Source organism: Clostridia bacterium (assembly GCA_024685775.1).
Lineage (GTDB): Bacteria > Bacillota > Clostridia > Christensenellales > CAG-1252 > CAG-1252.
Genome location: JAIKVL010000007.1, coordinates 1 through 21,285, shown reverse-complemented (window position 1 = coordinate 21,285; position 21,285 = coordinate 1). Strand labels below are relative to the sequence as shown.

The 21,285-nt window shown below is 48.9% G+C and carries 19 protein-coding genes, 2 tRNA genes, 1 pseudogene and 1 other annotated feature; of the genes and pseudogenes, 6 read left to right on the top strand and 16 right to left on the bottom strand.

Annotated features, from left to right (window positions below; all coding sequences use genetic code 11):
* Positions 1–7: 7 nt before the first annotated feature.
* Positions 8–274 (bottom strand) — a binding site (T-box leader).
* A 200-nt stretch (positions 275–474) separates the two neighbouring features.
* Positions 475–1,827, top strand: coding sequence for a Trk system potassium transporter TrkA (gene trkA, locus K5753_01890; protein ID MCR4725953.1), 1,353 nt, complete (start codon positions 475–477; stop codon positions 1,825–1,827).
* A 2-nt stretch (positions 1,828–1,829) separates the two neighbouring features.
* On the top strand, positions 1,830–3,290 hold the full coding sequence (locus K5753_01885; GenBank protein ID MCR4725952.1) for a TrkH family potassium uptake protein: 1,461 nt from the start codon (positions 1,830–1,832) through the stop codon (positions 3,288–3,290).
* A gap of 240 nt (positions 3,291–3,530) precedes the next feature.
* Here K5753_01885 and K5753_01880 read toward each other — a convergent pair whose 3' ends face one another.
* The 4 genes from K5753_01880 to K5753_01865 form a co-directional block, all read right to left on the bottom strand.
* On the bottom strand, positions 3,531–5,906 hold the full coding sequence (locus K5753_01880; protein MCR4725951.1) for a hypothetical protein: 2,376 nt from the start codon (positions 5,904–5,906) through the stop codon (positions 3,531–3,533).
* A 12-nt stretch (positions 5,907–5,918) separates the two neighbouring features.
* Positions 5,919–6,152 (bottom strand): hypothetical protein, encoded by a 234-nt coding sequence (locus K5753_01875; GenBank protein MCR4725950.1) that lies wholly within the window; start codon positions 6,150–6,152, stop codon positions 5,919–5,921.
* A gap of 142 nt (positions 6,153–6,294) precedes the next feature.
* The gene (locus tag K5753_01870) at positions 6,295–8,826 is read right to left on the bottom strand and encodes a DNA cytosine methyltransferase (protein MCR4725949.1); all 2,532 of its coding nucleotides are present in this window, start codon (positions 8,824–8,826) and stop codon (positions 6,295–6,297) included.
* Positions 8,826–9,029: a helix-turn-helix domain-containing protein gene (locus K5753_01865; GenBank protein ID MCR4725948.1), complete on the bottom strand. Its 204-nt coding sequence runs from the start codon at positions 9,027–9,029 to the stop codon at positions 8,826–8,828. The genes K5753_01870 and K5753_01865 overlap by 1 nt, the downstream gene beginning before the upstream one ends.
* A gap of 571 nt (positions 9,030–9,600) precedes the next feature.
* Between K5753_01865 and K5753_01860 the strand changes: the two are divergent.
* From K5753_01860 to K5753_01845, 4 genes and pseudogenes are all read left to right on the top strand, one after another.
* Positions 9,601–10,679 (top strand): annotated as a pseudogene (locus K5753_01860) (DUF5906 domain-containing protein).
* A gap of 122 nt (positions 10,680–10,801) precedes the next feature.
* Positions 10,802–10,885: a hypothetical protein gene (locus K5753_01855; protein ID MCR4725947.1), complete on the top strand. Its 84-nt coding sequence runs from the start codon at positions 10,802–10,804 to the stop codon at positions 10,883–10,885.
* 94 nt (positions 10,886–10,979) lie between these two features.
* Positions 10,980–11,144, top strand: a complete 165-nt coding sequence (locus tag K5753_01850) for a recombinase family protein (GenBank protein MCR4725946.1) — start codon at positions 10,980–10,982, stop codon at positions 11,142–11,144.
* Between the two features lie 135 nt (positions 11,145–11,279).
* A complete protein-coding gene (locus K5753_01845) occupies positions 11,280–11,750 on the top strand; it encodes a hypothetical protein (GenBank protein MCR4725945.1) in 471 nt (156 codons plus the stop codon).
* Positions 11,751–12,016: 266 nt separating this feature from the next.
* Here K5753_01845 and K5753_01840 read toward each other — a convergent pair.
* The 12 genes from K5753_01840 to K5753_01785 form a co-directional block, all read right to left on the bottom strand.
* A tRNA-Pro gene (locus K5753_01840) sits at positions 12,017–12,092 on the bottom strand.
* Between the two features lie 404 nt (positions 12,093–12,496).
* Positions 12,497–12,588 (bottom strand) — tRNA-Ser (locus tag K5753_01835).
* 198 nt (positions 12,589–12,786) lie between these two features.
* Positions 12,787–14,388 (bottom strand): hypothetical protein, encoded by a 1,602-nt coding sequence (locus tag K5753_01830; protein ID MCR4725944.1) that lies wholly within the window; start codon positions 14,386–14,388, stop codon positions 12,787–12,789.
* 107 nt (positions 14,389–14,495) lie between these two features.
* Positions 14,496–15,161 (bottom strand): 16S rRNA (guanine(527)-N(7))-methyltransferase RsmG, encoded by a 666-nt coding sequence (gene rsmG, locus K5753_01825; GenBank protein ID MCR4725943.1) that lies wholly within the window; start codon positions 15,159–15,161, stop codon positions 14,496–14,498.
* Between the two features lie 12 nt (positions 15,162–15,173).
* Complete coding sequence (mnmG, locus tag K5753_01820) at positions 15,174–17,015, bottom strand: tRNA uridine-5-carboxymethylaminomethyl(34) synthesis enzyme MnmG (protein MCR4725942.1); 1,842 nt, start codon at positions 17,013–17,015, stop codon at positions 15,174–15,176.
* The gene (mnmE, locus tag K5753_01815) at positions 17,012–18,325 is read right to left on the bottom strand and encodes a tRNA uridine-5-carboxymethylaminomethyl(34) synthesis GTPase MnmE (protein MCR4725941.1); all 1,314 of its coding nucleotides are present in this window, start codon (positions 18,323–18,325) and stop codon (positions 17,012–17,014) included. The genes mnmG and mnmE overlap by 4 nt, the downstream gene beginning before the upstream one ends.
* A gap of 1 nt (position 18,326) precedes the next feature.
* Positions 18,327–19,010: a protein jag gene (locus K5753_01810; GenBank protein ID MCR4725940.1), complete on the bottom strand. Its 684-nt coding sequence runs from the start codon at positions 19,008–19,010 to the stop codon at positions 18,327–18,329.
* A gap of 35 nt (positions 19,011–19,045) precedes the next feature.
* Positions 19,046–20,110, bottom strand: coding sequence for a YidC/Oxa1 family membrane protein insertase (locus K5753_01805; GenBank protein MCR4725939.1), 1,065 nt, complete (start codon positions 20,108–20,110; stop codon positions 19,046–19,048).
* A complete protein-coding gene (gene yidD / locus K5753_01800) occupies positions 20,098–20,340 on the bottom strand; it encodes a membrane protein insertion efficiency factor YidD (protein ID MCR4725938.1) in 243 nt (80 codons plus the stop codon). The genes K5753_01805 and yidD overlap by 13 nt, the downstream gene beginning before the upstream one ends.
* Positions 20,333–20,692: a ribonuclease P protein component gene (gene rnpA, locus K5753_01795; GenBank protein MCR4725937.1), complete on the bottom strand. Its 360-nt coding sequence runs from the start codon at positions 20,690–20,692 to the stop codon at positions 20,333–20,335. The genes yidD and rnpA overlap by 8 nt, the downstream gene beginning before the upstream one ends.
* Before the next feature lie 8 nt (positions 20,693–20,700).
* Positions 20,701–20,835: a 50S ribosomal protein L34 gene (gene rpmH, locus K5753_01790; protein MCR4725936.1), complete on the bottom strand. Its 135-nt coding sequence runs from the start codon at positions 20,833–20,835 to the stop codon at positions 20,701–20,703.
* Between the two features lie 162 nt (positions 20,836–20,997).
* A partial coding sequence (locus K5753_01785) for a hypothetical protein (GenBank protein MCR4725935.1) occupies positions 20,998–21,285 on the bottom strand: 288 nt, incomplete at its 5' end.

Sequence of the window (21,285 nt, the reverse complement as noted above, 5' to 3'; positions counted from 1 at the left end):
ACATCTGCTTTGAGACGGGTGTTATCCCGCGGTACCACTCAAATTGCGAACCGAAATTCGCCTCTCTTTTTCGGAATCTATCAATCCCTTAGCATTAACGCAGCGTCACGGAAACGCCTACTCGCTCTTTTTACTGCCGCCGACGTGGAGCACGACAAAGCTTTCGGGTTTCGGCTCGGAAGGGATAATCTACGATCGTTTCTACCGGTTCGCACCAACCACCGGATCTCTGAAAGAAGTTTTCGATCAAGACGGACTTCGTCACAGCCTTTGAATGATTATTCTGTTGTAAGTGTATCGTACCACGATTCCCACGAACTGTCAAACGATTTTTCAAAATTTTGTTTTATGCGCTCGAACGCGCGCGCGTATATTAAGGAAGACGGGCGAAAAGACGGAGTTTTCGCCGCCCGTTCAAGTCATTGCTTCGCTGTAATTGACAGGAAAAAGGAATTGTTGTAAAATACAACTATTATGAAAGTCGTCATCGTTGGTATCGGAAAGATCGGCGGAGCGCTCGCGACCCGCCTTATTAAAGAAAATCACGACGTAACGGTAGTGGACGAAGATTTTGCCACGGTCGAAGACCTCGTCAATAAGTCGGACGCGAAAGGCGTCGTCGGCAACTGTCTCGACAGAAGCGTTCTCGAAGAAGCGGAAGTCGATAAAGCCGATTGCTTTTTCGCCTGCACCTTGCGCGACGAGCTCAATATCCTTTCTTCCGTCCTCGCGAAAAAGATGGGCGCGAAACACGTCGTCGCGAGAGCGCGCGATCCCGAGTACTTAAAATCCCTCGAAAGTTTGACGTCCGAGCTCGGCGTCGATATGATCTTCAACCCCGAACACAGGACGGCGATGGAGATCGCCCAGATCTTAAAGTTTCCTTCCGCCATTTCGACGGATTCTTTTGAATCCGGAAAAGTCGCGCTGACGGAATTCCGCATCGCGCCGAACAGCCCCATCGCGGGATTGACCGTTATGGACGCGGCGAAAAAATCGGGCGGCGCGCTCTTATTCGCCGTCGTCTCCCGCGCGGGAAAAGTCGTGATCCCCAAAGGCGACTTCGTGATCGAAGAAGGCGATCTGGTCCACGTCGCCGCGGAAGAAACGGGACTTCTCGATTTTTCGAAAAAGATGAAGATCTTCAAGCAACGCGCGAAATCCGTCATGATCGTCGGCGGCGGAAATATCTCTTACTATCTCGCGAAAGAACTTCTCGAAAACGGCGTCAAAGTCAAGATCCTCGAAATCAACGAGGACCGTTGCCGCTATTTGGACGAAGCGCTGTCCCACGCCACCGTCATTTGCGCGGACGGGACGGATACCGCCGTCCTTGATGAAGAAGGCATTCGCGAAGCGGACGCCATCGTCACCTTGACGGGCGTGGACGAAGAAAACGCCGTCGTCTCCCTTTACGCGACCTCGCTCGGCGGCGCGAAAGTCGTCACGAAGATCACGTCTACCCCGCTTGCGAAAATGGTCATGAAGCTCGGGCTGGACACCGTCCTTTCCCCGCGCGAAGTCATCGCGGATCACTTGGTCCGATTCGTGCGCGCGCACCAAGTCGAAGACGGCGCGGGCATCAACGCGCTCTATCGCATCCACGACAAAGCCGAAGCCATCGAATTTACCGTCGGCGAAGATTTCCCGAAGATCGGCGTTCCCATCAAAGAATTGAAGATCAAAGCGAACGTCCTTCTCTGCGGGATCGTCCGCGGCGGCGAATTCATCCTCCCCTCGGGCGACACGGCTCTCCTTCTCGGAGATAAAGTCCTCGTCGTCACCGCCGTAAAGCAAGTCGCCGAACTCAAACAGATTTTACGCTGATTATGAACTGGAAAACGGTCGTTAAAACTCTCGGAAAGATCTTGATCGCGGAAGCCGTTATGCTTCTCTTTCCTTTGATTGTAGCCGCGATCTACGGCGAATCCACCTTCCTCGGATTCGCGATCCCGATCGCCGTTTTACTCCTTTTGTCCGTTCCCTCTTTCCTCTTGAAGACCGAAGGCGTGGAAAACAATATCTATGCGAAAGAAGGCTTCGCGATCGTCGCCTTTTCTTGGCTCGCGATGTCCCTCGTCGGCGCGATGCCTTTCGTCTTGACCAAAGCGATCCCGAACTACGTGGACGCCCTGTTCGAGACGATCTCGGGCTTTACGACGACGGGCGCGTCCGTCCTTTCCGACATCGAAAGCCTGCCGCACAGCGTCCTTTTCTGGCGCTCCTTTACGAACTGGATCGGAGGAATGGGCGTCCTCGTCTTCATTCTCGCCGTCCTTCCGAAGAGCAATTCGGGAATGATGCACGTTTTCCGCGCCGAGGCGACCGGACCTTCCGTCGGCAAACTTACCTCGAAGATGGGGCACACCGCGCGCATCCTGTACGGGATCTATATCGCGCTGACCTTGATCGAATTCGCTTTCCTCGCGATCGGGAAAATGCCGATCTTCGACGCGATCACGACCGCGATCGCAAACGCGGGAACGGGCGGATTCAGCGTCCGCAACGCGAGCATCGCTTCGTACAACAGCCTTTACATCGAGATCGTCGTTTCGACGTTTATGTTCTTATTCTCTCTGAATTTCAATCTGTACTTCCTGCTCCTGACCGGTCACGTCCTAAAAGCCTTGAAGAGCGAGGAAGCGATCGTCTACGTCTCGGTCGTCGTCGTCAGTATGCTTGCGATCGCGGTCAACGTCTACCTTTCCGCGGAAACGGCGATCCGTTCCTTCGGCGAAGCGCTTCGTCATTCTTCCTTCCAAGTCCTCTCTTTGTCTTCGACGACGGGCTTTTCTTCGATCGACTATAATTCTTGGCCCACCCTTTCGAAAGTCATCCTGCTTTTCCTGATGACGATGGGCGGTATGGCGGGCTCCACGGCGGGCGGTATGAAAATGTCAAGGATCTTGATCCTCGTTAAATCCACCGCGGCGGATCTTCGCAAAATGGTGCATCCGCGCGAAATCATAACGGTCAAGCTCGACGGCGCACCCGTCGAAAGCGGCATTATAAACAGCGTGCGCGTATTCTTCGTGACCTGGGTCGCGATCCTCATCGCCTGCACCCTGCTCGTCTCTATCGAAGGCTTCGGAAACTTCCTGACGAATTTCTCCGCGTCTCTTTCCTGCATCAGCAACATCGGTCCCGGCTTCGACCTCGTCGGTCCTGCGGCAAACTTCGGGGGATATTCTTCTTTCTCCAAAATCGTCCTTTCGCTCGAAATGCTGTTCGGCAGATTGGAGATCTTCCCGTTGATCGTTTTGTTCAGCCCGGCGACCTATCGCAAGTAACGCAGCCGACGCGATCGAATCGACAACTGTTCAAAGTTCTTAAAACACGGCCTTTCAGCGCCGTGTTTTTTATGTCTTTATTCTTTTCCTTATATCTTCCTTCATCAAGACAAGCTAAAATACAAAAAAAGGATCGCTCATCTTGCGATCCTTTTGTGACTGAACCCGGCATCTGATACGATGAATACTCGGGGTTCAAAGGGCGCGTTTTTTAAGCAATACAACTTGAATCTAACAGCTTCAGTCAATTATTTCACCCAAATCATCGCCCATAACAGCTATCATCGGGAGAATTACCGGAGAAACCATCGCTGTCATAAGTCGAACGGTTTGTTGAATGTCATCTTCACCTTTCTGCTCGGCTTTGTCTTTAGGATGGTTCTTATCGTATCCCAAGATGCTTAGCCCGATGAGGACCATACTGTACTTGTAACGCGCTTTTAGAAGTTTCATCTTTGCTTCGTTCTTTGCAATCGGTTTTATCTCAGACTCAAGATGAATATTCTCCATATTGACAAAGAAATCCCACACATCGTCTTCGGCTCGTACAATATCAAGTGCCGATTCTCTGTCAAAGTTATGATTATCCCATTCTTCGCGGGTAACTTCTATTACATTAGGCAGACTGATCCCGGCAGGAGTGAATGTGTTTTTACCTTTCTCTCCATCATCTGGAGGAGTTCTGGAACCGCCACCGCCAGTTGTTTCTTGAGCAGGAACAACTGTGATAACGAATGATTCCTCAAATTGATTGTCATTATTTGTGTCAGTTACAGTAAAAATGTAGGTGTGTTCATCGCCTTCTTTTGCGTCGGCAGGTAGTTCAAAGTTTAGAGCCGCAATACCGTCTCTAAGGTTTACAAAGTGATCTTCACAAGGACCGCCATCCCTGGAAAGAGAAAAAGTTCCGGGATATTTCTCCCGAGTAAAGAAATCGTTACACGCGTCAGTCTTAAAGCGTATCCTACATTTACGACCCAGTTGTGCCCCTCGTTTAAACGGGACTTCTGTGTTTTTCTTTGTGCGAATGATAGTGAAAAAAGTGGGATTATACTTTCCCTCGAAAGCATCTGCTTCGGCTGCAGGTCCCAAATTGATTGGATTTTTTAACTTTTCGCCCAAAATAAACAGCTTTGAAAGGACAGAACTACTTCTAAACACGCTGGAGAGGACATCCTCTAAAGGCTTTTCATCGTCAAGTTTATCGCTAATCGCTTCTTCTCTACGTTTAGCCTGAATTTGCTTTAGTGTTTCGTTCTCTTTCAAAAATTCTTCCAAATCAGACTCAAGCTTATTTGCAAAACTACTACTACGCGTTCTGTCGCGCGAATTCATAAATAGCTCTTCACGGGTGGCCTCATCAATGCCGGAGCAATCAACAATTGTGAGGAGGTATTCAGACAGATAGCTCAATCCAACGGAAGTTCTGTTATAGAATTTTTTATCGTAATTGCCGTGTGTTTGCCCATTTTGAGTTATGAGGACACCCTCTGTCCCTCGATATTGGGACATATCCAGTTTGGTTCCACTCCTCGTTTTGGATTTAAAAACATAGACCACAGCATCCACTTTTTGACCGTTAATGGCAAAACTAACCGGCACTTTTTCTTCAATACTGCTATCTTCCTGGCCAAACTGATCACTTAAGCGCACATTCAAACCAGACAGTGTACGATGTAATGTATGAGCCCTGTAATCCCTGCATTCGTCCAAATAAACGGGATATGCCAGATTTGGCAATAGCATAGAAAGCCGTGCATATAGACCCATGTTGATGTTCGTTTTCATTCTGCTCGGCAAATTGTATTCAAACATTTTACAGAACATACCATATTCCATGTCATCCATTTTGCCTTCTGACGTAGGAATAATCGGTAACGGGTCACTTGCAAAGCTCAATACGTTTTGATCGGTCCCAACTAAATATGTGAATTTTGAACTGCGAAGTCCTGTTCCTGCATATGGTCTCTCTCTCCGAACAATTGTGAAGCCCCACAAATCATGAGTATCATCATCTTCCTTGATGTCAGGGCAGCGTTTACTGATTATCAATTGAAAATTCTCATTGCCACAGAAAGAAAGAGCACCTGTTCCTCCCATATTGAACTTTCCTTGGACAAACGGAACTTTAAGCTTGTTTGACTTGTTAATGCTCAATATGGTATCAGGCATTTTCCGGGGCGTTTGTCCCTCGCCTCGATCAACTATTACAATATCAGGGCTATCCTTTTCCCCGGTAGCAGCTAATATGATGTTTTTTTGAGCGAGACTTGTTCTTTGTGTTTCGGTCAAATTTTGAATTTTTCCACCTTTGATTTCAAAAAAATTCTCCAATGCATCGGCGATGCTTCGAGGTGCTTTGTCCGAAGAAGGAGAAATGCCTCGTACCATGCACTCTTTCATGAGCAATGCATCTACAGAGTTAACTATTTTTTCAACTAAGGCAGCATCAGCATCGCTTTGCTGATTACCAATAGTTGACCAGTTGTTTTCATTGTCTCCAAAGTTTCTCCATCGAGTAGGATCATCCCAAAGGCCCTCTGCTTTAAGAAGACAAATGATTTCTTCCTCTTTTTCGCAAGCTGCCAAGGCTATGGCAAGAGATTTGTTGTCCATATCTTTATCCCCTTATTCCTTTTCTTTGAGAGAAAACCGCTCCTCTTTTGAGTCAATACCTAAAAAAGCGTTCCTTGCAGCCTTAACCTCTTTATCGATGGCTGAAAAAATTTGTTTAATATCCTCATCATTATAATCATAATTCGATTTGTTTGCACAGTTTGCTAACAGACGAAGCATATCAAGAATCTTGTTCGTCCTGTTTTCTACAATCCTTACAAATCTTTCGCGTTTAGTTTCTGCCATATTATTATCCTCCGTGCGTTGATTTGTATTAATTTTACAGCGCAAAATTTTAATTGTCAATATATTTCGGCATTATTCTTTTATATTTTTCAAATATTCAAAAAATGTAGTCGCGGGTTATAATGCAACCAGCGACTACATTTCATTTGCTAACGCAGAAATATTTGACAGATACGTTGTCAATATTCAACGATCTTGTTGCGTGATTTCGCGCTATCCTATAGAATTCTTCAAATTCTGCGCTTGCAATATATTCAACATCCGACTCGCTAACAATTACACATTCGTTTGGAATGAGAATAGCAACAGATCCATTTGTCAAAATCCCACGAGGCTTCTTGATCATCCTCGGATAATAGGTCATATTTGGCACCAAATAGACATCATCTCTATCAAGAAACTTAATTACCTCCTGATCCTTAACCTCTTCTTGCTTTATATACATATCATATCCGTCTATGTGCAGAATGGTTTTGCCGTCTCTTGGGATGTTCCTTGATCGAATCACCCATATTCCATCACATTCAGAAGCGGAACCATTTGTGATTTGACGATCTCTAAAGGCAGAGAAAACCGAAAACCTTTTGTTCTGCAATACACTATCAAATAAATCGTTACGGTATATAACCCAATTGGGTAATTTTTTGTCCGTAATATACCGCTGCTTTTGCTGTAATTGTTCTTTTCGAGGAATCGATTTAACTAATAGTTTCCCAGGATGGCTTAGGGTGTTTATGACCATAAAAATGGTTTCGATATGAACCCCCCTAAAACCTGTTTCGCCAAAGTCTATCAAAGCTACAATTCTCTTGTTTGCTATTCTTGTCCGGGTAATCTGATATTCAGCGTTGCAAAGGATGTTTTTTGGCAGAATTAATGCTACATAGTCACCCATATTCAAACTCTTACTAATAAAGAAACCCGCAAGATTATTGCCACTATCGTCATTTAGCAGTTTCCGATAGTTTCCCAAATTCGATGATTTTGTTGAAAGCTTGAGATATGGCGGGTTGCCAATGATTAAGTCGTAATGCAAACCGCTGAAATCATGGGTTATATAGTCGTCTTGAATTACATTGATAGACACATTTCGTGGAACAACTTGGAGCTGAAGGAGGGCATTAAATATTTTAAGTGCATCCTCGTCAGTATCCATTACATCGATTGTAACGGTTTTGGCGTACGCATATTTTTTGATAAGAAACGGAATGAAATTACCAGAACCTACCGCAGGCTCTAAAATGCGAATGTCATCTTTTTCAAAATTGGGAAGGTGTTGAAAAACCTCTGTCAAAGTATCTTTGCCAGTATAATACGCAGCATTCTCTACTCGAGCATTATTTGACAATTCGGCTACTCTTGATAAAGTCGACACAGACAGCTCTTCGCTTTGACAACCTACCACGCCTCTATTTTTGATATATTCAAGCAATATGTCTACATTATTTAAAGAATTGTTCTTAATTATTGTGCGAATATGACCATCAGAATAATGCTTGACGGATAAAAACGCCCGGATGTTTTCGGCTATACTTCTAAATATGGCAGTTGGCACTGCTTCTCCTATACACTGCCGAATGTTAGTTTCTTCTTTCTTTAAGAACGCTCTTTTTTTCTCTATAGGCAAGGCTGACAATACAGCGCACGACAAATCTGACCATTCAAAATCGTCCGGAATGGTCATCATTCTCATTAATTCTCTAATGCTGAATACTCTATCATCAGAAGGGTGTATTGTGTTTTGACTTGCTAACTGATCATTGCGCGTGTGAACAGAAAGAGCTGTCTTCTCCCAAACTTGACGTTTGTATTTATCGCGAGTCTTGTTAACATTTTGAATAATGCTACCATCTTTTCCTATCTTATATGGGCGCTTTACGGGGTCAGCATTGTCAAATGCAGATTCCCCTTCATTTAATCCCGTAATCCAATCTCTCATATATTTAGGATAGGCTCGGAAAGAATGGTAGATGTCCGAATCGGATATTTCGCCCATTTTTGATAATGAAGGCAAATCGCCTATAACTTCTCTTAATGTGTGTTCTTCTTTTCTATTGGGGAAAAGCTCAATTGGTGAAATATACTGAACCAGGTTTTTACGAACACCAATAACAAGCGTCCTTGTTCTGCTCGAGTTGGAACCATAATATTTAAAATTGATAGTATCAGCGTAATAGAAATAGTCATCGGCCAGAAGAAGTTGATGAGCATCACCTATGCTGCATCGCTGATCACCGTCAACAATACATTCGGTATCCATAAATGCCGGGACATTTTCAAACACAAAAAACTTTGGCTGAATTTCTTTTACAAGTTTTAGGGATTCAATGACCAATGAATTACGTTCGATATCTCGATCATTTTTCTTGTGATTGAATATAGACATCCCTTGACACGGAGGAGTGGCAATTACGACATCAATTTCAGAAACATGCTTATTCTCTTTCCACCATTTAATCTCATCAAAAATTAATTGCTTTGTGCGATCAAGCGTAATGTCGCCACAAATATATCCTTCGCCCCTATCACATTTATGATTATACTTTTGAACAGCAATACGGCGAGGAGATAATTCGTTTGTTGCTACACATTGAAATCCTGCTTGCTTAAAGCCATAGCAGCCGACGCCTGCACAACTAAACAAGGAAATATACGTAAAAGGTTTTTTTGCCATTAATCTTTCACCTCGTGTTCTGCGAGTATAACCCTGTTATTATCGCGCATCCACGAGTCAACTTCGCTAATTTTAAACTTCCATTTTCTGTCTATCTTGTAAGAAGGAAGCCCTTGTTGTTTTATCATCTTCTTTATTGTATCACGGCTACATCCAAGATGTTTGCAGAGATCTTCCATAGAAACCCATTTTTCTTCTTGCATTTTGATACCTCCATATCTATCACAATATTATAGCACAACAAGATGAATAAATCAAGTCCTTTTATCTATATTTATTGTGTTTTATTACTAACAACTGCTAATAACAACTAATAATCGCGTCGCCGTTTTGGACTGCTTTCGGCAAAAAGTCGAGAGCAGTTGTTTTTTTGCCTTTTTCGCCTAGAGGGGGTTTAATTTCTCCTTTTTCGTGAACTACCTGTGAGGGCAAAAATATTTTTCGCAAAAAGGGGCTTAATTTTTGCCCTTCCCGTGAACTACCTATGAAGGGTCTTTTTTTCGGCTGAGGGAGTTCAATTTCGCCTTTCCCGTGAGCTACCTGTAGAGGCGTCTGTTTCTCGTGAGTACCGGAGCGTCTGCTCCGCTCAAATATAAAACATAATATCGAAAGCCTGATTACGTATAGGGTCGGGATACATACCTATTCACCATCCGCAAGGACGGGAACGGGGGTACCCCTGGATAACTGCGCCCTATTTCCGTGATCAGGCTCTTTTATCTGTGGTCGTAATGCGTTCCGGCTCTTTTCCGTTTCGGGCGAAAAGGAACCGAAATGAAACTGACCTATCAAGACCCATGGGAACTGCCGCAGGAAATCGTCATCCCAGACGGAGACACGGACGACTTTCTGCTGAACACGCCCGACTGCACCGTCGACTTACGGACTGGAGCCGAACTTCTACACAGAGCGGAAGACTACGTCACCAAATGCACTGCTGTAGCTCCCGGTGAAAAAGGCAGAGACCTGTGGGAAAACGCTCTGCATACCTTCTTCTGCGGAGATACCGAACTCGAGGATTACGTGCAACACATGGCCGAGCTTGCCGTCATCGGTCACGTCTACGTCGAGGCGCTCATCATCGCCCACGGCGACGGCAGAAACGGCAAATCGACCTTCTGGAACATACTGTCCCGTGCCTTCGGCTCCTACAGCGGAAACATATCGGCGGACGCGCTGGCGGTCGGATACAAGCGGAACGTCAAGCCGGAACTCGCCGAGACGAAAGGCAAGCGTCTGCTGATAGCGGCCGAACTGGAGGAAGGCATGAGACTGAACACCTCGGTAGTCAAACAGTTCTGCTCCACGGATCAGATCTTCGCGGAGAAGAAGTACAAAGACCCGTTCGCGTTCACGCCCTGCCACACGCTCGTCCTCTACACGAACCATATGCCGAAAGTAGGCGCGAACGACCCCGGCACCTTGCGACGTCTCATCGTGGTCCCTTTCAACGCGAAGATAGAAGGCAACGGCGACGTCAAGAACTACGCCGACCACATCTTCGAGAATGCAGGTCCCGCCGTCCTCGCCTGGATGATAGAGGGTGCGGAGAAGGTCATCGCGGACAACTTCCGTACCGTCCAGCCGAAATGCGTGAAAGAAGCCACGGCGCTCTACAGGGAGAACAGCGACTAGCTGGATAAATTCCTTGGAGAGCGTTGCGATTTCGACGACCGCTTCAGCGAAAGTCCGGCGATCTGTATTCCGCGTATCGCGCCTACTGCACCAGGACCGACGAACACACACGCTCCACCACCGACTTTTACGCCGCGATAGACCTCGTTGGGTTCACACGCCGGAAAACGGAAAAAGGCAGCTTCGTTTACGGATTACGGCTGAAAGACGAACCTTAGATCCCCGGCTGACGGTCAATGCCGGTCGTTTCATAAAACCCTCTATAGAGCATTTTTTTGTCAAGTTTTTGCCCTAAAGGGACTTTTAAGAATAGACCGTCAGCCTGATCTACAAACTCTTCATGGAAGGCAAAACGCTCAACGCCATCACGAAACGACTGATGAAGATGGGCGTTCCCACACCCCGCGGAAAGACGGTCTGGTAGACGTCCACGGTGGAGAGCATCCTTACGAACGAGAAATACAAGGGCGACGCGCTCCTCTCAGAAGAAATTCACCGTAGACTTCTTACAGAAGAAGATGAAACTCAACGAAGGCGAAGTCCCTCAGTACTACGTGAAGAACAGCCACCCAGCGATCATCGACAGGGGCGAATGGGAAATGGTCCAGGGCGAGATGGCGAAGTGGAAAGCGAAAAGCAAGCATCACAACAGCCTCAGCCCGTTCTCGGCAAAGCTGGTCTGAGGGGATTGCGGAGACTTCTACGGCAGCAAGGTATGGCACAGCACCGACAAGTACCGCCGTACCATCTGGCAGTGTAACGGCAAGTACAAAGGTGAACGACGCTACAAAACGCCCCACCTTACCGAAGAGGAGATCGTGAAACTGTTTCTTCGGGCAGTCGGTAAACTCTTCGCCGAGAGCGACGCCCTGCTTGAGGACTGCATCTTCATGTCGGACGCGCTTGCCGACTTCTCCGACATAGGCGCGGAATGCGACGCCCTCAGTGATGAAAAGGAGACGCTCTCCGTACGTATCGAACGGATGATAGCCGAGAACGCCGTCACCGCGCTCGACCAGGCTGAGTACCAAAGCAAATTCGCCCGTTTGGAAAAGCAGTTCGAGGCAGCGAAAGAGAAACTCGACGCCCTCTCCGAAACGAAGAAGATACGCTTCGCCGAGTCCGAGGAGATCAGGCGGTTCACCGCCATCCTCTGCACGGGGCATACCGAAGAACTCGAGTTCACGGAGAACCTCTGGAACAGCGTAGTCGACCACGTCACGGTCTGCGCCGACGAACGGCCCGTATTCGCTTTCAAGAACGGAAAAGAGATCACCAAAACTCTATGAATGGTTTAATAGAACGATAGCCCGAAAGTACTGAAAAGTCAGTATTTCCAGGCTTTTTCTTTATGAAACGGTATGAAACGATGAACCCACCTATCGTCGGCAAATTGCCGGGAAAGCGGTATTCAGGCGTAACAGAAACGCCTACCGCAGAAGAGCGTTTGGCAGAAGCACCCTTGTCCTTGAAACGATATTTGCGACAGGGGCGTTTTCGAGCATAAAAAAACTATTGCAGTGACTGACTTTCGTATCAATCACTGCAATAGATTTGGTCGGAGTGAGAAGACTTGAACTTCCGGCCTCATGGTCCCGAACCATGCGCGCTACCAACTGCGCTACACCCCGATATAGTTTATTCAGTTTTTCTTTTACGCTCCCAGATACCGCTTTTTATTTAGGTTGGGAGCGCGCTGCGCGCATATGACCGAAGGGAACACGCCGCAGTCGCTTATTGAGAAACGCGAACCGTTTCTTATAAGCGTTTAACCGAGGTAACCTCACGATTGCGTACCAACTGCGCTACACCCCGATATTATCCATATTTTTCGAATCCTACCTGCCGAGTTTCGTGCGTGCCTCATTTGGCGGAGAAGGAGGGATCTCGTTCTCGCAATGCTCAAAGCAAACGATCGTTCTTAATTATATGCTTTTCGCATTCCTTCGGTCAATCGCTGAAAACAACAAAACCCCTTGTTGTTTTCTTAACGCTCTCGTTCGAATCTCTCCGTTAAGAGCGAGCTTTTCCCAACTGGCGGAGAAGGAGGGATTCGAACCCTCGCTACGCTTCACACGTACTACTCCCTTAGCAGGGGAGCCCCTTGAGCCTCTTGGGTACTTCTCCATGCCAATCTCGGAAATGCTATATAATATTATCACATAAACAGGACCTTGTCAAAGTTTTTTTTGAAGAAACTGTAAAGACAAGAAAAGAAAACCTTCCGAGATCAAACCCAAAAACTTTTGACCGAATTCAGAAAAAAAACGACGGGGAAACCGTCGCCTTTTCGTTTATTGCAAAAAAAACGGAATACGATCTTCTTTATGACAGATCAACCGTGATGGGAGAATAGAAAGTAGCGGCGCTTGTAATGTAACCAACGAAGCGGGACTTGCATCCGGCGTCGGTGTACAAATTCATCTCTTTGCTGATCTCGACCTCTTCGCCGTCCGATCCGGTGTAATCGACGTAACTGTATTTTACATCCCCTTCGTAACAGCAATGCACGGTGATGGGGAAATAATGATAGACTCTGTAATCGTTAATGCTGACGATGAAGTCGCCCGCTCCGTCGGTTACAACGTTGATCGGATCGTCCAAGATCTCATACTGCGTCGCCCCGCCGAGATAATCGATCGCGGAGTAGCGCCCGAATATGGTGCCTTCGTACGCCAAACCGCTCCCGAGCTCCTTTCCCCCGATTTTGAAGGTCACCTTGTGATACAAAGGATCCTCACGGTAACCGTAAATATTGAGCTTATCGTCTTCCTCGCGGATCACGTCCAGCCCCGAGGCGAACATTTTTTCGCCATTGGCGCCTCGATAGTACTCATACTCTTTGCCGCCGAGATTGGACGAGGTCACGATCTGACCCCTAAAAAAGGTCCGAAAACCGACGATATCCGTCCTTTCTATCCCGTTGACGACGAAATGAATGTTGACGAAGACGGGGACTTTGTCGCAATTATCTCTGCGATAGACCGTCAGATCGCTCGTCATCTCGATCTTTTCATTGGGGTCGATCTCCTCCTTGAATTCCGCGTCGCGGAATACCACGTAATCACACCAATCGAAAGCGAACTCCGCACCGTACGATACGGTATCGGACATATAGTTAGATTGATTTCCCTCTTTGTCCACGTCAACAATCGTGTAGCGAACGTATGCGGGCGGTTGATCGTCTTTCCCGTTTTCGTCGCCTTCGCCGTTCGGATCGTCTTCGCCGCCGTTTTCGCCGCCGTTTTCACCGCCGTTTTCACCGCCGCCCTCGTTGCCGCCTTGGTTCGTCTTACCGCTCCCGTCAACGATTACGCTTCCGTTGCCTTGCTGACCGTTGCCACCGCTCGAAGAACCGTTTTCGCCCGAGCCGCCGTTTCCGCTCTGATCGTCGAACCTCGCCGCGATCGCGCTGACCGCCCCCGATTCAAAGTACAGAACGTAGACGTCGATTTCGGCATTATCGACCGAAGAATCGAGAAAAACGACGACGTCTTTCCCGTTTTGAGTCGAGTAAAAAGCGGGAGAATTGGGGAAAGCCGTCCAACTCCCGAGCGACGCCGCGTACTCTCTTTTTACGCGTTCGAGATAGGCGCGCGCGTCGGTCCCGCTCGGGATCCCCGTCAATTCGATTTTATAAATCGCGCTATCCTGCACGACGACGCTGTCGGAAAGCATATTCGCCGTCACCATTCCGCCCGAAGCGGTTTCGATCGTGGAAGCGATCTCCGATTCGGAAGTAAACGTCGTTTTAGCGATCAGCCGACCGGATTCGGTAAAATCGGCGGCGCCTTCGATCCGAATACCGACGGTTTCGTCGTTTCCGTCCTTATCGATATTCACGTCGTCGCATCCGACCAAAACGAACAAACAAACGAACGCGACCAAGAACGTCACTACCAAAAAAACTTTTTTCATCGTCTTCATAGATTCCACTCCTTTCGATGGTAATTTTATTATATCACGCATTACAAAAAACCGTAAAGAAAAAAATTTCCGCCCCGAGCGGAGGGGCGGACGAACCGAAAAGACTTTTATTTGATCTTTCTTCTCGGATAACAATTCGGAGTGGAAAAGACTTTATCGATGACGACGATCGTTCTGCCGAACCCTTCGAAATCGCGCCGCTCGGCTTTGGTTACGACGCCGCCGAGCGCTTTGATCGCGCCTTCGGCTTCTTTGAGTTCGGCTTCTACGTCGCCGCCCTTATAGAGAACCGCCCTACCCCCTACTTTTAAAAGAGGCAAAAGATACTGCGCCAAAATTTTGATCTTCGCGACCGCGCGCGCCGTCGCCGCATCGAAGCTCTCGCGCATCGACGTGTACGCCGCTTCTTCCGCGCGAAGGTGCAGCGCCGTTCCGGGAAGTTCCAAAACCGCGAGCGTGTCCTTCAAAAACGTGACCCTTTTATTCAAAGCGTCCAGCATCGTTATATCGAGATCGTCGCGAACGATCTTCAAAGGGATCGCGGGAAATCCCGCGCCGCTTCCTACGTCCACGAGACGCGCGTCTTTCGGGAAAAGGTCGAGCGCCGCGAGACTATCCGCAAAATGCTTGACGTCCACTTCGTTTCGCTCGGTGACCGCGGTCAAATTGAACTTCTCGTTCCAAGAGATCAAATTGGCGTAGTAAAGATCGAAGAGCCTTTCCTCTCTTTCCCCGATCTCGATCTTCATTTTTCCCAAAATATCTTTTAACATAAAAAACCGCCGCTATTGGTTCCCTTTTACAAGGTACGTGATCAAAACCGCGATATCCGCGGGACTGACGCCGCTGATGCGAGAAGCCTGCCCGAGCGTCATCGGACGGATCTTGTCGAGCTTTTGGCGCGCTTCGATGCGAAGATTCCCCATCGAAAGATAGTTTATTCCTTCGGGCAATTTCTTTTCTTCCATTTTCCGCATTTCATCGCGGTGCGCCGCTTCCTTGACGAGATAACCGCCGTACTTGACGTCCACGGCAACCTCTTCCGCGAGGTCTTCGTCGCGAAGATTCTCCGGCAGGAAGCGCAAAATATCGCGCGCGGAAATAAACGAGCGTTTGAGCATATCTTCGATCGTCATTCCGACGGGGGACGATTCTCCTTTTTCCGCGAAGAGCGCCGCGACTTCTTTCATCGGGACTTTTGCCTTAAACGCCTCGGAGATCGCATCCTTCTTTTCGTTTCGTTCGAGGAAACTCTCCCATCTTTCGTCCGAAACGAGTCCGATCTCGCGCCCGAGCGGAGTCAGACGTTTATCCGCGTTATCCTGCCTGAGCGAAAGGCGGTACTCGGCGCGCGCGGTCATCATGCGATAGGGTTCGTTCGTGCCTTTCGTCACGAGATCGTCGATCAAAACTCCGATATACGCCTTATCGCGCCCGAGGACGACGGGCGGAAGGTCTTTCAGTCTTCTCGCGGCGTTGATTCCCGCCATGATTCCTTGCGCCGCCGCTTCTTCATAGCCGCTGCTTCCGTTGAACTGTCCGGCGGAAAAAAGGTTTTTGATGGTCTTGACTTCGAGGGCGGGCGTCAAAGCTAAGGGGTCGATGCAATCGTATTCTATCGCGTACGCATAGCGCGCGAAACGGACGTTTTCCAGTCCTTTGACGCTCCGATACATTTGCTCCTGCACGTCTTTCGGAAGCGAACTGCTCATTCCCTGCACGTACATAAGTTCCCCGTCCTTGACTTCGGGCTCGATAAAGATCTGGTGACGCTCTTTATCCGCGAAGCGCATGATTTTGTCCTCGATAGACGGGCAATATCTCGGTCCGACGCCGTGGATCGTCCCGTTATAAAGCGGCGCGCGATGGATATTCTCGCGGATGATCCGATGCGTTTCGGCGTTCGTGTAGGTCAAATAGCAAGGGACCTGTTCCAGCAGTTTCCCCTTGGTCAAAAAAGAAAAGCAGTTGATATCGTAATCCCCGTCTTCTCTTTCCATCACCGAATAATCTATACTGTCCGCGTACACGCGCGCGGGCGTACCCGTCTTGAAGCGACGGATCGGAAGCCCCTTTTCGACGAGAGCCGCGGAAAGCTTTTTCGCGTTTTCGAAGCCGTAGGGACCCGCTTCGTGGATCTCTTCGCCCGTAATCGTCCGCGAAGAAAGATAGACCCCCGTGCAGAGGACGACGACGGTCGATTCGATCTTCTCCCCGCTTACGACCGCGCCCGCGATTTTTCCGTCTTCGACGAGGATATCCTCGCATTCGCCTTCGAGCAAGGTCAGATTGGGCTGAGAAAGCAGGGTTTTGAGCATATTCTCGTGGTAGATCTCTTTATCCGTCTGCCCGCGCAAGCTCTGCACCGCCGCGCCTTTATTCTTATTCAGCATTTTGATTTGAAGCAGCGAAGAATCCGCGTTCAATCCCATTTGCCCGCCGAGCGCGTCCACCTCGCGAACGAGATGCCCTTTGCCCGTGCCGCCCACGTTCGGATTGCACGCCATATGCGAAACCGATTTCTTCGACAACGTAACGATTAAAGTTTTGTTTCCGAGTCTGGCGAGCGCAAGCGCGGCTTCCACGCCCGCATGCCCCGCTCCGACCACGATCGCGTCGTATTTCATTTTCCCACACAAAAGCGGCTGAACACGTCGTTTATGACGCTCTCCGTCGCCCCTTTTCCCGATATTTCCGAAAGCGCGCCGATCGATTCCCGAAGGTCCAAAAGCACGCATTCCGCATTCGCCATTTCCCAAGAAGCAAGCGCGTCTTCCAGCGCTTTCAACGCGCGGCGCAGGCAATCCGCGTGACGCTCTTCCGTCAAAGCGTCTTCCGCGCGGAAATCGCCGATCGCGGCGCGAACGATCTCATCCAAAAGAACGGAGACTCCTTCGCCCGTCTTCGCGCTGACGTTCAGTCCCTGCTCCGAGACGCCGTACACGTCCACCTTATTGCTGACCGAAATCACCTTTTTGGAGAAACTGCGGATCAGCGCAAGCTCCTCTTCATCTGTCGCAGCGTTTGCTTCCGCGACGTACAGGACGACGTCCGCGCCGCGCGCCGCGGCGAGAGAACGCTCGATGCCGATATGCTCGACAAGATCCTGCGTTTCGCGCAGCCCCGCCGTGTCCAAAAAGCGAAGTTTGACGCCCTTATGGATCATCGTTTCGTCGATAATATCGCGCGTCGTCCCGTGGACGTCCGTCACGATCGCGCGGGCGTGACCGACGATCGCGTTCAAAAGAGAGGATTTGCCGACGTTCGTCTTTCCGACGATCGCGACCGTGACCCCGCCTTTGACGAGTTTCCCTTCCTTAAACGAGGAAAGAAGGGATTTCATTTTCTCGCGAACGGCGAGGGCGCGCTCCCGCGCGTCGTCCGCTTCGTCCGCCATTTCTTCGGGATAATCCAAAAAAGCTTCCATCGTGGAAAGCGTCTTCGTGAGTTCGTCCGCAAGCGCCGCGATGCGCCCGTCGAAACGGCCGCTCATCAAAGAGTACGCGCCGCGCAGCTCCGCCTCGCTCTCCGCGCCAATCATCGCCGAGACCCCTTCCGCTTCGTCCAGCGTCAGTTTGCCGGCGTAAAACGCGCGCTTCGTAAATTCTCCCGGGACAGCCATTTTCGCGCCCGCTCCGAGAAGCGCGCTCAGCACCTTTTTGACCAAGAACGAGCCGCCGTGAACGTGAAACTCCACCATATCTTCCCCCGTGTAAGAATGCGGCGCGCGAAAGTACACCATCATGCACTTTTCTTGAATCGCGCCGTCCGAAAAAAGCCCCAAGCGGAGATCGTTCGGGACGACGTCTTCGATCGACTTTATGCGGGGAGAATGAAAAAATCGGAGCGCAAGCGGTAAAGCCTGCTCTCCGGAAATTCTGACGATGCCGATCGCGCCTTCCCCGACGGGGGTCGAAATTGCCGCGATGGTGTCCATTTTAGAAACCTCTTCTTTTCGCGCCGAAACTTCTCGTCTTGATTCCGTACTTACGGAAGGAACTTTGCGTCCCGAACGTCTTTTCCGGCTCCTTCGGATCGATCGTAACGAAGCGATTGGGCTCGACGCCGGTCGAGAACGTAACGACGTCGTCGTTATCGGCGAGCGTCTCGTGGACGATCTTTCTGTCGTGAGGATTCATCGGTTCGAGCTCGACTCTCTGACGATTGCGAACGGCTTTATCCGCAAGGCGTTTCGCAAGAGCGCGGAGCGTCGTTTCGCGCCTGACTCTGTAATTCTCCGCGTCGACGGCGACTTTCGTGTAGCTGTCTTTGTCGCGGTTCATCGCGATCTGCGCGAGATATTGGATCGCGTCCAAGACTTCGCCCCTGTGACCGATCACGAAAGAAGCGTCTTCTCCGCTGATCGTTACGCGGTATCCCGATTCGATGGGCTCGACGTCGAGCGAGCAATCGAGATCCATTCTGTCCAAAAGCCCGCAGACGAAATCGAGAACGCCGTCCTCTTCCGACCATTTCGTGGAGAGACGGACGATCGCCTCTTCGCCGTTTCCGCCTTCGGAGACGACTTCGACATCCACCTGACTTTCATCCATTCCGAGCTGGATCAGACCCTGTTTTACGGCTTCCTCCACGCTTTCCGCTTTCTTTTCAATAGTAATCATATATCCTCCGGGCGGCGCGCGCCGCCTAAATTAAATTATCTCTTGAACGTAGCCTGCAAACGGCGATCTTCTTCCGCCGCGTCCGCCCTCTTTTGGATCACGTTCCAAACGGCGTTGAAAGCGACCGTGATCAAAGAGTTCATAACCATATAGATACAGAACGCGGAAGAATAAAACAGCGCGAACACGCCCATCATCGCGGGCATCAACCAGTTCATCGCTTTCATCATCCCCTGCCCCGCTTTATCGGGGTTGCCGCTCGCATCCGTCTGCTGAGGCGCGATCGGTTGATTCTGCTTGCTCAACTTGACCGAGAGGATCGAAAGCGCGATCGACAAAATCGGCAGGATGAAATATCCGTTCCAATGCTTCATATCGAAGAACTTATTCTTGTTGTAAGATTCCATCGCGGGCTTTAAGACGGCGTCGTATCCGTCGTTATAGCGCGAATGTCTGAGATTCAGCCCCTTGGTCTCTTCGGGAAGCTTCGCGTTGATCTGACCGAGACCTCTGCCGACGAATTTTTCCTCGGTGGGGACGGGGTTCGCGTAGGTATCCGGCATAAAGACGTTCTTGATCCAAAGCCAGCTTTGCTTTTCTTTGTTATACGCCGCGACCATTTTTGCGTCGAGCTCCTCGGACGAAATGTCGGGATCCGCAGCGACGGCGGCTTGATACTCCGTCGTCAGGTTATAGACGATCGTCTCGTTTTCATAACGAACGGCGGCGTTGAACCCGGAGAAGACGACGAAGAAGATCACAAGCGTCAAAAGAGCGGGCAAACAGCCGCCCGTCATCGAATAGCCGTGCTTCTTATAAAGCTCCATTTGCTTTTGTTGGAGGACGTCCGGCGAGGACGCATAGGTCTTTTTGAGTTTATCGAGTTCGGGCTGGATGAGCTTCATCGCACGATTGTTTTTCATCGTCGTGCGCTTTTGCCAAATATCCAAAGGAGACAAAATGAGTTTCAGCGCGACGGTAAACAAGACGACCGTCCAACCGAAATTTCCGATGCCTTTATACATCAGAAAGATCAATTTTCCGATCCAGTTCGTGATCGTGGGCGCGCTTGAAACGAAAAACGCAGTTACAGTAACCATTTGGCTTTTCCTCTATAATTCTCTTTGACGGGATCGAACCCGCCTTTGGCGAGTGGATTGCAACGCAAAATACGCAGAAAACCTTTGATAATGCCTCGAAAAATTCCGTACTTTTCGATCGCCTGATAGGTGTAGGACGAGCAAGACGGGGTGTAAATACAGCGATTCGGAAGAGCGGACGATATGCTCGATTTATAAAAACCGAGAAGCGATTTGGCCGCTTTATTCATCGATTACCTCCGTTTTTTCGGAAAGGCATCCCGCTTGCGTAAACAGCGAAACGAGGGATTCAAAAAGAGCTTTAAACGAGGCGTCCGCGCTTCCGGAGCGCGCGACGACGACGTAATTATTCCCTTTCTTGACGCGGGTAAACACCCTGTAAAGGGCGTTCTTCAAGCGGCGTTTCGTCTTGTTTCTTCGGACGCTGCCTCCGACTTTTTTCCCGACCGAGAATCCGACCTTCGGCTCTTTGATCTTGCTTTTAACGACGAACAGCACGAGAAGCCCGTCCTTAAACGAGGCGCCGTGCTTATAAATATAGTCGAAACTTCTGGAACTTTGGAGCCTGTTCTGCTTATGCATTTACGTCTTTACGCGCAAAGAACTTTTCTGCCTCTCGCACGTCTTCTCGCAAGGACGTTTCTTCCGCCTTTGGTCGCCATTCTCGCACGGAAACCGTGGACTTTGCTTCTGTGTCTTTTCTTGGGTTGATAAGTTCTTTTCATAGTCTATATCCTCACTTTATTTTGTCGATATCAAAAATTCACCTATTTGCATAGGCTGTTTTATTATACCCACCGCAAAACGCGATGTCAAGCGTTTTACAAAATACAGTGATAGATATATTTATTATTATTTATTAAGAGTCTCCCTTTTCAGTTCCTTTGCTATTTAATAATTTCCACTGTAACCTTGTTAACGTCCAGTTTGTCTAAAACCAATCCAATTACCGTTTGAGCCCAGTCAGGGTTCGAGCTAACAGAATTTTTATAACGCTCTTCCTTTATTATGACGATTAAATTGTCGCCTTCTTGTTTAACTCCCCAAAAACGATCTTTCCAATGTCTTGTCTTTGAATAAAAAACAAATACAATCATTTGAGTTTCAAAATCAACTTCCGGTAAAACCTCAAAAACCGAATTTAGCTGTTCCGTTTCGGTTATTATGCATCCTCT

What these genes read in the sequence shown, in the direction of transcription:
- K5753_01870 (MCR4725949.1), bottom strand. Translation starts at nt 8,826, where the DNA reads ATGGCAAAAAAACCTTTTACGTATATTTCCTTGTTTAGTTGTGCAGGC.
- yidD (MCR4725938.1), bottom strand. Translation starts at nt 20,340, where the DNA reads ATGAATAAAGCGGCCAAATCGCTTCTCGGTTTTTATAAATCGAGCATA.
- mnmG (MCR4725942.1), bottom strand. Translation starts at nt 17,015, where the DNA reads ATGAAATACGACGCGATCGTGGTCGGAGCGGGGCATGCGGGCGTGGAA.
- K5753_01850 (MCR4725946.1), top strand. Translation starts at nt 10,980, where the DNA reads ATGAAACTCAACGAAGGCGAAGTCCCTCAGTACTACGTGAAGAACAGC.
- K5753_01810 (MCR4725940.1), bottom strand. Translation starts at nt 19,010, where the DNA reads ATGATTACTATTGAAAAGAAAGCGGAAAGCGTGGAGGAAGCCGTAAAA.
- K5753_01805 (MCR4725939.1), bottom strand. Translation starts at nt 20,110, where the DNA reads ATGGTTACTGTAACTGCGTTTTTCGTTTCAAGCGCGCCCACGATCACG.
- rsmG (MCR4725943.1), bottom strand. Translation starts at nt 15,161, where the DNA reads ATGTTAAAAGATATTTTGGGAAAAATGAAGATCGAGATCGGGGAAAGA.
- mnmE (MCR4725941.1), bottom strand. Translation starts at nt 18,325, where the DNA reads ATGGACACCATCGCGGCAATTTCGACCCCCGTCGGGGAAGGCGCGATC.
- K5753_01885 (MCR4725952.1), top strand. Translation starts at nt 1,830, where the DNA reads ATGAACTGGAAAACGGTCGTTAAAACTCTCGGAAAGATCTTGATCGCG.
- K5753_01830 (MCR4725944.1), bottom strand. Translation starts at nt 14,388, where the DNA reads ATGAAGACGATGAAAAAAGTTTTTTTGGTAGTGACGTTCTTGGTCGCG.
- trkA (MCR4725953.1), top strand. Translation starts at nt 475, where the DNA reads ATGAAAGTCGTCATCGTTGGTATCGGAAAGATCGGCGGAGCGCTCGCG.
- K5753_01865 (MCR4725948.1), bottom strand. Translation starts at nt 9,029, where the DNA reads ATGCAAGAAGAAAAATGGGTTTCTATGGAAGATCTCTGCAAACATCTT.
- rnpA (MCR4725937.1), bottom strand. Translation starts at nt 20,692, where the DNA reads ATGCATAAGCAGAACAGGCTCCAAAGTTCCAGAAGTTTCGACTATATT.
- K5753_01855 (MCR4725947.1), top strand. Translation starts at nt 10,802, where the DNA reads ATGGAAGGCAAAACGCTCAACGCCATCACGAAACGACTGATGAAGATG.
- K5753_01880 (MCR4725951.1), bottom strand. Translation starts at nt 5,906, where the DNA reads ATGGACAACAAATCTCTTGCCATAGCCTTGGCAGCTTGCGAAAAAGAG.
- rpmH (MCR4725936.1), bottom strand. Translation starts at nt 20,835, where the DNA reads ATGAAAAGAACTTATCAACCCAAGAAAAGACACAGAAGCAAAGTCCAC.
- K5753_01875 (MCR4725950.1), bottom strand. Translation starts at nt 6,152, where the DNA reads ATGGCAGAAACTAAACGCGAAAGATTTGTAAGGATTGTAGAAAACAGG.